The organism is Oceanicaulis sp. MMSF_3324, from assembly GCF_030733545.1.
GTDB lineage: Bacteria > Pseudomonadota > Alphaproteobacteria > Caulobacterales > Maricaulaceae > Oceanicaulis.
This window is the reverse complement of sequence record NZ_JASHIU010000001.1, coordinates 1-12,308: the sequence shown is the minus strand read 5'-3', so window position 1 is coordinate 12,308 and position 12,308 is coordinate 1. Positions and strand designations below refer to the sequence as shown.

Sequence of the window (12,308 nt, the reverse complement as noted above, 5' to 3'; positions counted from 1 at the left end):
GAGTCTCCGTCAGGCGCTCAGGCCCGCGCCGGCGTCCGCTTCCGTCCAGGGCGGAACCGGCAGCCCGCGGGCGCGCAGGAATTCAGGGTTGAAGAGTTTGCCGGCATAGCGCGCACCGGAATCACACAGAAGGGTCACGATGGTCTTGCCCGGACCCAGGGTCTTCGCCAGCCGGATGGCGCCGGCGATATTCACCCCGGCCGAGCCGCCCAGCGACAGGCCTTCGGTCTGCACCAGATCAAACAGGATCGGCAGGAATTCGGAATCCTCGATCCGGTAGGCGTGGTCGACGCTGAGGCCTTCCAGCTGACCCGTGATCCGGCCCACGCCAATGCCTTCGGTGATCGAGCCGCCTTCGGATTTGAGCGCGCCTTCGGTGAACCAGGCATAAAGCGCGCCGCCCGCCGGGTCGGCGAGGCCGATCTGGACCTCGGGCTTGACGGTGCGCAGGGCGGACGCAATGCCCGCCAGCGAGCCGCCCGTGCCGGCGGCGCAGATGAAACCGTCAACGCGACCTTCGGTCTGTTCGAAGATTTCCCGACCAGTCGTATTGGCGTGGAAGGCCTTGTTGGCGGGATTGTCGAACTGGTTCGCCCAGATGGCGCCGGGCAGGCTCTCGGCGATCCGGCGCGAGGCGTGGACGAAATGGTGCTCGCTTGAATATGGGGCGGGGTCGACCTCGATGATCTGGGCGCCCGCCGCAATCAGGGCTTCGCGCTTGCCCGGGCTTTGTCCGCGGGGCATCACGATCAGCGCCTTGTATCCCAACGCGCCAGCGACCAGCGCCAGACCGATGCCGGTATTGCCCGCCGTGCCCTCGACGATCACGCCGCCGGGCTTGAGCGAGCCATCCGCTTCCGCCGCCCGGATCAGGCCGAGCGCCGTGCGATCCTTGACCGAGCCGCCGGGATTGAGAAATTCGGCCTTGCCGAAAATCTCACAACCCGTGGCGTCTGACGCCGCCTTCAGGCGGATCAGCGGCGTGTCGCCGATCAGCGAGACAATCGGTGTGCTCATGATGCGTCCTTCTTGATCCATCCGCCTCAGATCAGGCGGACAGCGCCAGCGCGTTTGGCGCGCTCGGCGCGAGCTGGATCAAAGATGCCGCACTCGTCCCGGTCCTGGCCAGCCCAGCGACCATCACGCGAGCCGGGCTCGTCCGCGGGCGCGGTGCAGGGCCAGCACCCGATGGAGGCGTAGCCGTCCTCCGCCAGCGGGTGGCGAGGCAGGTCGAGCGCCTTGTAGCGGTCGGCCACATCCTGGGGGCTCAGAAAGGCGAAGGGATTGATCTTCACCCGCTCGCCATCAAACTCGACGGCCGGAATGTCGCCGCGCTGGCCGCCATGGTAGCGCTTGCGCCCGGTGATCAGCGCATCGAACGGGTCCAGGGCGCGTCCCAGAGGGCGCACCTTGCGCAGATCACAGCACGCCACGCCATCGCGGTCATAGAGCCTGTTGTCGGGATCCTCGTTTCGAAGCTCGGCTTCGTCCGGCTTGAGGATGTGCAGGTTCGTCAGGCCCAGATGCTTCACCAGACGGTCGCGATAGCTCAGCGTCTGGGGGAAGTGCATGCCGGTGTCGAGAAACAGGATCGGCGTATCCGACGCGATCTCCGCCACCAGCGCCAGTCCGAGCGCGGCTTCCGCGCCAAAGGAGGACAGCATGGCCATGCGGCCGCCATAGACCTGGGCGGCGCGGATCAGGATGGCTTCAGGCGTCGCGCCATCCAGCTCCTTCGCCAGCGCTTCTGCGGTCGCCTTGCGTGCCGCCAGCGCCCGGATTTGCAGCGCCGTCGGGCGGGCGGTCACAGCGCCGGGGTCGGGCTGATAGATATAGGGGGCACCGCCGGTATTGCGGTTGCGGGCCGGGCCGTCGGGACGTTCGATGTCGACGGCGTCAAACCCCATGCGCAACAGGTCGTCGACCTGATCGGGTAGGAGCGGGCCTGCGGCGCGAAGCTCGCCGTCAAAGCCGGACCGGCGCAAGAGGGCGGCGAGCGAGAAGCCGCGCCCGTCCTTGAAGGTGGGGAAACGGATCACGACCCGGTCCGCGCCTTCAATGGCGGCTTCGGCGTCGGCAGGGGCGGCGTCGCCTGGCAATTCCACGGAATGGGATTCGATCCGGCGTAGGGCATCAAGCGCCATAGACGGCCTCCTTGAACGGGTCTGTGCCCAGACGGTTGAGCGTCTGGATGAAGCTTTCTTCCACCTGCGCGTGTTCAGCGTAAACGCGAACGCAAGCGATGACGGCGGTCACGGCGTCATCAGCGGACAGGCCAGGGCCCAGGATCTTGCCGATGGCGGCTTGACCATCGCCGACGCCTCCGAGGGTGAGCTGGTAGACTTCCTCGCCCGCCTTATCGACGCCGAGAAGGCCGATATTGGCCACATGGTGGTGGCCGCAGGCATTGATGCAGCCTGAAATCTTGATGGTCAGATCACCCGTCGCGTCATCGAGTCCCGCTTCATGCAGGCCGGTCGAGATGGCCTGGGCGATCGGGATGGAGCGGGCATTGGCGAGGTTGCAGTAATCAAGCCCGGGGCAGGCGACGATATCGCTGGCGCGACCAAAATTCGGCGTGGCCAGACCGGCTTCGTCGAGGGCGCGGAACAGATCGCCCAGAGACGCCTTGTCCGCATGCGGAAGAACCAGGTTCTGCTCCTTGCTGACGCGGATCTCGCTGAGGGCGTAACGATCTGCCAGATCGGCGATGAGGTCCATCTGCTCGGCGCTGGCGTCGCCCGGCGTGGCGCCCGGCGCCTTGAGGGGGATCACCACGACGGCCCGGTTCTTCACCTTGTGCGGCTTTACGTTCACCGCGCGCCAACGCGCGAATTGAGTCCCGGTGGGGATTTCGGTCAGCGCGCCGCCCTCGGCGGGCGGGGCGAAATGGCTGCTGACGCGTTCGATCTCTTCGACCGGCACGGTCATGGCGCGACCGCGGCTGGCTTCATATTCGGCTTCGACCGCATCGCGGAACGCGTCCGGACCCATGGCGTCGACCAGGATCTTGATGCGCGCCTTGTACATATTGTCCCGGCGACCGGCGAGATTGTAGACGCGCAGGATCGAGGTCAGATAGGCCAGAAGCTCGCGCTGGGGCAGGAAGTCGCGAATGATCTTGGCGACGATTGGCGTGCGGCCCTGACCGCCGCCCACATGCACTTCAAACCCGGTCTCGCCCGCTTCGTTCCGCACCAGACGCAGGCCGATATCATGCACGCCAATGGCGGCGCGATCTTCGGGCGAGCCGGTGACCGCGATCTTGAACTTGCGCGGCAGCCAGGTGAATTCGGGGTGGGTGGTGGACCATTGCCGGATCAGCTCGCACCAGGGGCGCGGATCGGCGATCTCGTCCGCGGCTGCGCCTGCGAACGGGTCGGTCGTGGTATTGCGGATCGTATTGCCCGATGTCTGGATGGCGTGCATCTGCACCCCCGCCAGATGGTCGAGCGCATCGGGAATATCCACCAGCGCCGGCCAGTTGTACTGGATGTTCTGGCGGGTGGTGAAATGGCCATAGCCGCGATCATAGGTGCGCGCCACATAGGCCAGCGAGCGCAATTGCTCCGAGGACAGGACGCCATAGGGAATGGCCACGCGCAGCATGTAGGCATGCAGCTGCAAGTAGACGCCATTCATCAAGCGCAGCGGCTTGAATTCGTCCTCGCTCAAGGCGCCGGACAGACGGGCGTGGACCTGTTCGCGGAACTCCGCCGTGCGGGCGTCGAGAACCGCGCGGTCGATCTCGTCATACTTATACATGCGCGACTCCCGTCTTGGTCGAGCCCGCGCTGGGGCCGGTCAGGCGAATGGTTTCACGCACATGCTTGCGGCCTGCGGGCGCAAAGCCTTCACGGTCGGCGTCAATCTCGATGGGGTAGGGACCGACCACGGTCAGCACGTCCAGCAGCGCCGTATCCAGCGCGGCGTCGGTGGCGTCATCCTCAAGGCGGATGGCCTGGTCGGCGTTCTCGGTCCAGCGGTTATCGGGCGTGAGATAGACCACGCGGCCATCGGTCAGCCGGTTTGCAGTGATGGTTTTCATGCGGCGTGCTCCAGCGCTTTCTGGCTCAGGCTTGCAAGGTGTTCGGGCGCATGGGCGACCACATCGCCGATCACGAGGACGGCGGGGCCGTTGACGGCTTCAGACGAGATCGTGTGCGCCAAAGCGTCGAGCGTGGTGAAAACCCGGCGTTCGGTGCTCAAGCTGGCGTTCTCGATGATCCCCACAGGGGTGGCGGGGGAGCGGCCGGCCTCGACCAGGCGGCGCGCCAGGGTCGCGGCCACCGCGACGCCCATATAGACAACGAGGGTGTGGGTGGAGGCGGCGAGGGCTGTGTAATCCAGATCCGGCCCACCGAGTTTCGGGCGCCCGGTGACGAAGGTCACCGCCTGGGCGGCGTCGCGATGGGTCAGCGGGATCTGCGCCTGTGCGCCCGCTGCCAGAGCGGCGGAAATGCCCGGCGTGACATGCACTTCGATGCCCGCGGCGCGCACGGCGTCCACTTCCTCGCCGCCGCGCCCGAAGATGAAGCTGTCCCCGCCTTTCAGGCGCACCACGCGACGGCCCAGCTTGGCCTGTTCGATCAGGATTTCGCAAATGCGCTCCTGCGGCACGGGATGGTCGCCCTGGCGCTTGCCCACATCGATGCGATGGGCGTCGCGGCGGGCGCGGTCGATGATTTCGGGCGAGACCAGGCGGTCATGCACGATCACATCCGCATCGCGGATCAGACGGGCCGCCTTCACGGTCAGAAGTTCGGGATCGCCCGGCCCCGCGCCGACCAGATGCACCACGCCCTTGCTGGCGGGGGCGTCGTCTTTCAGGGCGTCGATCAGGGCGGCGCGTACGCCGTCTTCATCGCCGGCATCGGCCAGCTGGGCGGCGGGGCCGCGCAGGGCGCGCTCCCAGTATTTGCGACGGGCGTCCACGCTGGGGAAGGCGTCCATGACGCGCTGGCGCAGGCCGCGCGCGGTTTCCGCCAGAAGGCCAATGCCCGGCGCGATGACGGTCTCGATCGCGCTGCGAAGATCGCGCACCAGGATCGGTCCGGCGCCACCCGAGGACAGGGCGATGGTGATCGCGCCGCGATCCACGAGCGCGGGCGTGTAGAAATCGCACAGGGGCAGATTGTCGACCACATTCACCAGCGCGCCGGCCTTGCGGGCTTTCGCCGCCAGCTTGATGGCGCGCTTCTCGTCCTCAACGCCGATGAAGACCAGCTTGGCGCCCTTGAAGACGTCATGAGGGCGGGCGCGGGTGTCGATCCGGGTGTTCGGGTTGAGATCTGAGGGCAGGGTGGGTGAGACGCCCAGCGTGCACCAGACCAGCTCGCACGGGGCGGTGCGGAACAGGCGCAGCTTGTTCAATGCGGACTCTCCGGCGCCCAGAACGACCACACGGGCGTTCTTGAGGGGGATGGCGGGCAGGAACTGATCCATAACACTAAGGCCTTCTCGTAATGCGGCCCGCACTCTCGCTGTCAGTATAGCTTTTTACAAATCAGTATTTTTGCGCCATATAGAAAGAAATTCTTTTTAATGGTGATCCATGGCCGGTCTGGCTCCGCTCAATGCCCTGCGTGCTTTCGAGGCTGCTGCTCGACAGGGCGGCTTTGTCGGCGCGGCGGAAGAACTCAATGTCACCCCCGCCGCCGTGGGTCAGCAGGTGCGCCAGCTTGAAGCCCTGATTGGCGAAGCGCTGTTTGAACGCGAGGGCAAGAAGCTCGTTCTGACCGAACGGGGCGCTGCAGCGCTGGAGCCCTTGCGCCGCGGCTTTGAGCTGATGGGGGAGGCGAGCGCCGCCCTGCGCGCCGTACAGGCGACGCCCACGCTGACCCTGGCGGCGGATCACGATTTGATGATCGCCTGGCTGAGCCGGGACCTGCCCAGGACGGATGCCGCAATCCGGCTCGTGCCGACCGGCGAGGAGGCGGAGCTGACCCTGACGCGCTCAAGCCTTGCGGCCGCCACGGCGGGCGCGGACCGGATCATGGATGAAGTGCTGACCCCGCTGGCGCAGCCGGGTCTTGTGGCGCCGGACGCAGGGCTGGATGTGCTTGAAACCCTGCCCCTGATCGAGGACAGCCAGGGCGGAATGAGCTGGACGCAATGGCTGAGCGCGCGGGGCGGCTATGGGCTTGAAGCGCAGCCGCGCCTGCGGGTGGCGGACTCGCTGGCGGCGCTGGCGCTGGCCGAACAGGGGGGCGGGATCGTGCTGGGGCGCAAGCCGCTGGCCTATGACGCCATTCGCAGCGGCCGGCTCGCGCCGGTCTTCCCGGACGGGGACCAGTCGACCGACCAGGCGTATTTTCTGCAGACGGCCCCGGGGCGCTCCCCCTCCGCCGCCGCCAATCGCCTGGCCCAGCATCTCAAGGCTTGTGCGGCGGCGCGCCAGGATCTGGCGGGTGAGCTTTGATCAGGTTTTCAGCGCGGACAGCGGATGAAACGGACCCATTTCCGACGCGATATCCGGCGCCGGATGATGGTCGGGCCAGAGCCAGTGGGCCAGGGCTTCCAGGCTATTGACGATGCCGGGGCTGGATCGGCTGAACAGGCGGTTGCCGTCGAAGACGGCGATCTGGCAGCCCTGGGCTTCCAGCTGGCGCAGCGCGGTCACCGTCTCGGCATCGCCGGCAATGTCGTCGAGCGTGCGTGCGGTGGGAAAGCCGCAGGGCGCGATCACCAGACGCTCGGGATTGATCGCGTGTATCTCCTTCCAGCTCGTGGTCCAGCTGGGACGGTCCGCAGTGTTGCCCGCATCCTCGGCGCCCGCCAGCGTCAAAAGCTCATGCATCCAGTGCCCGCCAATGAAGGGCGGGTTGGTCCAGTCCAGCAATACGGTGCGCGGGCGTGGACCGGGGAGCGCCTGTGTGCGCGCGGCGACAGCGTCGATCCGGGCCTGAAGACGGGCGCGAAGGTCTGCGGCGCGCTCGCTGACGCCGGCGGCCTCGCCGATCATGGTGATGGTTTCGAGGATGTCGCCCAGCGAATAGGGTTCGAGATTGACGAGTGTCGGCTGCGGATCGAGATTGCCCAGAACCGTGCTGACCTCGGCGCCGGACACGGCGCATACATCACACAGCGCCTGGCTGATCACGAGATCGGGCTTGAGGTCGGCCAGCGCCTGCGCGTCGAGCGCATAGATCGCATCCTGCCCCTGGAGCTTTTCGCGGACGGCCTCGTCAATCTCGCGTGCGGTCTGGGCTTCAAACAGCGCGCTCGTCAGCGCGGGCAAGTCTGTCACCTGAGGCGGCCAGTCACAGCAATGGGACACGGCGACCAGATCATCGGTCAGCCCCAGGGCGGCGACGATCTCGGTCGAGCTGGCGAGCAGGGAGGCGATGCGCATGCAGACAGCAGAGACTTGATTACGATTGGGGGGCGGCGACGAACGGGGCGATGCCGGTCATCAGGTGATAGACCATGCTGGCGGGGACATGGTCCACCGCCGGTTCGAAGTCCGCATCCAGCCGGTCCACCCAGCCATGGGCCGGGCCTTTCTTCAGATAGCGCGCCGTGATCTCGTCGATCATGGCCTTCACCGGCGCCTGGGGCGAACCCAGGGTGATATAGGTGCGCAGGCGCTCCAGCTGGGGCCAGAGCCGGTAGCCCACATCGCCATTGCCCAGAACATTGAGCGCCAGGCCGTCCCGTATGCCCTCACTTTCCGCGAAGGCGTAGATACGTCTCAGCCAGCTGCCGCAATCGCGACCGACCAGACGATCGGTTTCATTGAGTAGATAGATCCACTCATAGCAATGGCCGGGCTCGATCCGGTCATCGCGCACACGGGTCCAGTCCGGCCCGAAGCGTTCGAGCACGGCGCCGGTTTCCGGCGCGAACATGAACCGCTCGAACAAGGTGGCGATGGTCTGGATGCGCGCGGCGGAGGCGGGGTCGCCCATGACCTCGTAATGACGCAGGCTCGCTTCCAGAAGATGCATGTGCGGGTTGGACAGCTTGCCGCCGCCGCCGGTCTCATGATCCACCCAGCCGCCATAAATGTCGTCGGCGAACAGGTCGTCGATGACGGTGAAGGCTTCCTCGGCCAGCGCTTCGCCGCGCGGATCGCCAAGCGCCGCCAGTTCCGCGCCCGCCAGGGCGATGAAGGCGTGGTCATACAGATCGCGGCGCGGATCGCTGACCTTGCCCTGGGCGTCAAAGCCGTGCGCCCAGCCGCCCTGGGACGCACGAGCGGGGCCGTTGAGGAAGGTGATCGCGGCCTCGATGACCTGATCGGCGAGCCCATCCGGATTCCAGCCTAGTTGCTTGGCGCGGGCGAAGCTGAACAATTGCCGCGGCGCCACGCGTCCGCGCCGGTTCAGGCCGGGCGCGGCCTCTCCGCTCAGGTCGAGCCCTTCGACAAAACCGCCCGAAGCCGGGTCGACGGCGCGCGTCGCCCATCCGGGCATCACCGTGTTCCACAGCCAGTCGCCCAGCGTCTTGCGTTGATCGGCGCGCAGCAGGGTTTGTCCCAGCGTCTGGATGGCGGAAACTGCGTGTTTGATCCCCGCCGCGCCATCCAGGCTGGAGACCAGCACCGCATCGCGCGTGGCGATGACCGCAATGGCGTCCAGCCCGTGAACGGCCACCTTGGGGCCTGAGGACTGGATGAAAACCCGTTCCGAACCGGGCGCGACCACAGCGCCGCGCAAGACCTTGGGGTCATGGGTCGCTTCTGCGTGCAGGGCGTGCACGGCCCGGAAATCGCCCACATCGCTCCAGCCCATGGAGACCGGCAGGACGGCGATATTGTTGGCCGCTTCCATGACGGCGTAGTCGATGGATTCCGACCGGCACCGGGCGAAGGCGGCGCGGTCGAGCTGGCCGTCTTCGGTCAGCGCCGCCTGTACGCTTTCCAGAATGTCGGGCGCATGGCTGGCCAACGCGTCACGCATCACCTGGCCGGTGAACATGAAGATGCCGGCGTTCCAGTAAAACCGTCCCGTCTCGATATAGGTGCGGGCGGTCTCCACGTCGGGCTTCTCGACAAAGCGCGCGACGGGCTTGGCGGCGCTGTCGGCCGGCAGGGCCTCAATATAGCCATAGCCGGTGGCCGGGAAATCGGGATTGATGCCGAAGGTGACGATCTGGCCCTCGCTGGCGGCGGGCTGGGCGTTGCGGATCGCACGGTGAAAGGCCGCCACATCTTTGATGTGATGGTCGGCGGGCAGGATCAGCAGGATATCGTCCGGCTCGGCCAGAAGGGCGGCGGCGGCGATGGCGGGCGCGGAATTGCGTCCCATCGGCTCCAGGACCAGCTTCACGTCGGGCAGCTCGTCCTGGAGCTGGTCCTTGTGACGGAAGGAGCCGATCGCCATGGCGGGATTGAACAGCCCGTCATCGGTCACCCGCGCCAGGGTTTCCGCGACCATGGACACAGGGCCGGTCAGGGGCAGGAATTGTTTGGGCGTGCGCGGGGTGGACAAGGGCCATAGTCGCGTGCCGCCGCCGCCGCACAGAATGACGGGCGTGACTTTGGTCATGTGCGCTCTTCCCCGATATTCCGTTCCCGCATCAGATTCCGGATCAGCTATCGCAGCTCGCTCAGGGCCTTGCAATGTTTTGTTGGAGTGCCCGACCTGTCTCGCGCCGACAGCTGCAAGACGCGCTTTATCCTGACCGGCCGAGCGCCGCCCAGGCGTCATGCTGAGACAGGAAGACCTCTCCGCTCAGGTCGCGGAGGAAGTGGGTGTGTTCGAGCTTGTCCATGACCGGGCCCTTCACCTCTGACAGATGCAGGCGCACGCCCATGTCCTCAAGGCGGGCGTTGAGTGCTTCGAGGGTTTCAAGGGCCGAATAGTCGATCTCGTTCACCGCTGAACACATCAGCACGACATTGCGGACGGCTTCGGCATCCTGGCTCAGGCGCTTGAGCAGCATGTCCTCAAGGAAATTGGCGTTGGCGAAATACAGGCTTTCATCAATTCGAAGCGTCAGGAGAGACGGTGTCGTTTCCACCTGATGGCGATGGATGTTGCGAAAGTGCTCGGTGCCGGGCACGCGGCCAACTTCGGCGATATGCGGTTTGAAGGTCTTGGTGACGTGCAGCAGGATCGACAGGCCCACGCCCGCCGCCACGCCGGCTTCCACCCCGAGCGAAAGCGTCAGCAGGATGGTCGCGAGCACGGCGATGAAGTCGGATGTGGAATAGCGCCAGGTGGCTCTGAGGATCGAGAAGTCCACAAGGCTGAGTACGGCGACAATGATGGTGGCCGCCAGGGTTGCCTTGGGCAGGAAATAGATGAGCGGCGTCAAGGTGAGCGCCGCCAGCGCCAGCCCCAGCGCCGTGAAGGCGCCGGCCGCTGGCGTGCGTGCGCCCGCATCGAAATTGACCACCGATCGCGCGAACCCGCCTGTCACCGGATATCCGCCGGTAAAGGCTGCGCCCAGATTGGCGGCGCCCAGGCCGATCAGCTCCTGATCGGCGTCGATCCGCTGGCGTTTCTTGGCGGCGAGGGTCTTGGCGACCGAAACCGATTCCACAAAGCCGATGATCGAGATCAGCACGGCGGGGATGAACAGGGCGCGGATCAACTCGGGTGACCAGTCTGGCGCGGTCAGGGGCGGCAGGGTTTGCGGCACGACGCCAACGACCGCGACGCCGCGCGCTTCCAGATCCAGCCCCCAGGTCAGCGCGGTCGTAGCGATGACCGCGAACACTGGTCCGGCCTTGGTGATGAAGCCGGCCAGACGCGGCGGGAGGCCCAGCCGGGTCAGCAGGGGGTTAAGCCCGGTTCGGACAAAGTACAGGAAGGCGACCGCCGCCCCGCCGATCAACAGGGTCGGCCCATGCGTGTCGGGCGCGTGCTGCACCAGGGAGAGGCCCAATTCGATCAGGGAGTGACCTTCGGCTTCCACGCCCATGACATGTTTGAGCTGGCTCGCCGCAATCAGCACGCCTGAGGCGGTGATGAAGCCGGCGATCACGGGGTGGCTGAGAAAATTCGCCAGAAAGCCCAGACGCAACAGGCCGAGCCCCAGAAGGATGGCGCCGGAGAGCGCGGCCAGGGTGAGCGCCGCCGCGACATAGCTGGCGGTTCCCGGTTCGACGACTTGTCCGATGGCCGAGGCGGTCAACAGCGACACCACGGCGACCGGTCCCACCGCCAAAGCCCGGCTGGTGCCGAAGACGGCATAGAGCAGGATCGGCGCGATGGAGGCGTACAGACCTGTTTCGGGCGGCAGGCCCGCCAGCATGGCATAGGCCAGAGATTGCGGGATCAGCATAAGGGTGACGATGACCGCTGCTGTCAGGTCTTCACCCAGAGCGAGCCGGTCATAGTCGCGCCCCCAATCGAGAATGGGAAAATAGCGCTTGAAATGGTCCATGAGGCCGGGGCCTTTCTGATTTGCGGCGGGATTAAAGACCGTCGCTACCCCTTACTAGGATTGGGCTGACCTTTTTTAACCCAGCCTACTTGAGAGCATCAAACTGGGTTTCTGCTCAGCCTTGCAAGCCAAGTGTTTTATGGCTGTGACAGTGCCATTCTAATACCATTACAAATCTGCTCTGCATTAACATAGGATCGTAATAATCGCGTTTATTTAATTACAATACAGGTGCAATTCAATCATGATTGAATTTCATTTTAGGGGGATCGGGCGGTGCAATTGTACACGATTAGGTGCATTCCGATAATATTTGTCTCAGGCCCAACAGCTATTGCTTCCACCCCCTCCGCCTGACACTCATACCTCAGCACCAGATCGGCGCTGCCGTCTGGCAGGGCGGTGTTGGAGACGAGGGACAGGGGGCCGATCTGTTCGCGGGTGACCTTCAGATTGGAGAGCGGCCCGGTCAGGAGGCTCGCCAGGCTGCCCGGCCCCATGGGCCCAATGCGGCGGTTCTGGCTGGTCCCGTCCGCCGTGCGGACGCGGATCAAGACCGTCTCGCCCAGCTTTAGCGGCCGTTTCAGCTCGACATTGCAGCGATGCCAGGTCTCTCCGCCCGTATTGATGATCCGGGCCGGGGTGAAGGGGGCGGGCAGCGGGTCGGGCTCAACCCTTACGCCATTGCGCGGCCACAGATCGGGGCGCAGCCCGTTGACGTCGAGGCGCACGGCGCCGTCGATCTGGGCGCCGCCGACGAGCTCGGGTCCGAAGCCGATCATGCCAGCACCGTGATCTGGGCGGCGCTGGTGCCGGCGTCATGAATATGGGTGAGGGCCAGGGGGTAGAGCACGCCCTCGCGCAGGGCGGGCAGGGTCAGGCTGTCGCCGCTGGCCAGGGTGACATGAAGATCACCGCCGAGGCCCAGAAGCACCGCACGGCTTTCAAAGGGCAGGGCGGTGGTCTGGCCG

Annotated in this window: 10 protein-coding genes and 1 pseudogene; 1 reads left to right on the top strand and 10 read right to left on the bottom strand. The window is 65.8% G+C overall.

The window, feature by feature from the left end; genetic code table 11:
• Nucleotides 1-9: 9 nt before the first annotated feature.
• The 5 genes from RBA95_RS00055 to cysG are packed head-to-tail and all read right to left on the bottom strand — an operon-like array spanning nt 10 to nt 5,445.
• A complete protein-coding gene (locus tag RBA95_RS00055) occupies nt 10-1,017 on the bottom strand; it encodes a cysteine synthase A (protein WP_306014725.1) in 1,008 nt (335 codons plus the stop codon).
• 26 nt (nt 1,018-1,043) lie between these two features.
• Entirely contained in the window at nt 1,044-2,144 is a 1,101-nt protein-coding gene (locus RBA95_RS00050; protein WP_306014724.1) for a phosphoadenylyl-sulfate reductase, read from the bottom strand.
• Nucleotides 2,134-3,765: a nitrite/sulfite reductase gene (locus tag RBA95_RS00045; protein WP_306014723.1), complete on the bottom strand. Its 1,632-nt coding sequence runs from the start codon at nt 3,763-3,765 to the stop codon at nt 2,134-2,136. The genes RBA95_RS00050 and RBA95_RS00045 overlap by 11 nt, the downstream gene beginning before the upstream one ends.
• Nucleotides 3,758-4,048, bottom strand: a complete 291-nt coding sequence (locus RBA95_RS00040; protein WP_306014722.1) for a DUF2849 domain-containing protein — start codon at nt 4,046-4,048, stop codon at nt 3,758-3,760. Before RBA95_RS00040 ends, RBA95_RS00045 begins: the two co-directional genes overlap by 8 nt.
• Entirely contained in the window at nt 4,045-5,445 is a 1,401-nt protein-coding gene (cysG, locus tag RBA95_RS00035; RefSeq protein WP_306014721.1) for a siroheme synthase CysG, read from the bottom strand. Before cysG ends, RBA95_RS00040 begins: the two co-directional genes overlap by 4 nt.
• A gap of 109 nt (nt 5,446-5,554) precedes the next feature.
• Between cysG and RBA95_RS00030 the strand changes: the two genes are divergently transcribed.
• Nucleotides 5,555-6,421, top strand: coding sequence for a LysR family transcriptional regulator (locus RBA95_RS00030; RefSeq protein ID WP_306014720.1), 867 nt, complete (start codon nt 5,555-5,557; stop codon nt 6,419-6,421).
• On the opposite strand, the gene RBA95_RS00025 is transcribed toward RBA95_RS00030, so the two are convergent.
• The 5 genes and pseudogenes from RBA95_RS00025 to RBA95_RS00005 form a co-directional block, all read right to left on the bottom strand.
• Entirely contained in the window at nt 6,422-7,354 is a 933-nt protein-coding gene (locus RBA95_RS00025) for an ABC transporter substrate-binding protein (protein ID WP_306014719.1), read from the bottom strand. It abuts the gene before it with no gap.
• A gap of 19 nt (nt 7,355-7,373) precedes the next feature.
• Nucleotides 7,374-9,491, bottom strand: coding sequence for a sugar phosphate nucleotidyltransferase (locus tag RBA95_RS00020; protein ID WP_306014718.1), 2,118 nt, complete (start codon nt 9,489-9,491; stop codon nt 7,374-7,376).
• A gap of 127 nt (nt 9,492-9,618) precedes the next feature.
• Complete coding sequence (locus tag RBA95_RS00015; RefSeq protein ID WP_306014717.1) at nt 9,619-11,337, bottom strand: SulP family inorganic anion transporter; 1,719 nt, start codon at nt 11,335-11,337, stop codon at nt 9,619-9,621.
• A 260-nt stretch (nt 11,338-11,597) separates the two neighbouring features.
• A complete protein-coding gene (locus RBA95_RS00010; protein ID WP_306014716.1) occupies nt 11,598-12,119 on the bottom strand; it encodes a hypothetical protein in 522 nt (173 codons plus the stop codon).
• Nucleotides 12,116-12,308 (bottom strand): annotated as a pseudogene (locus RBA95_RS00005) (hypothetical protein); the annotation flags it as partial. The pseudogene RBA95_RS00005 and the gene RBA95_RS00010, both read right to left, overlap by 4 nt.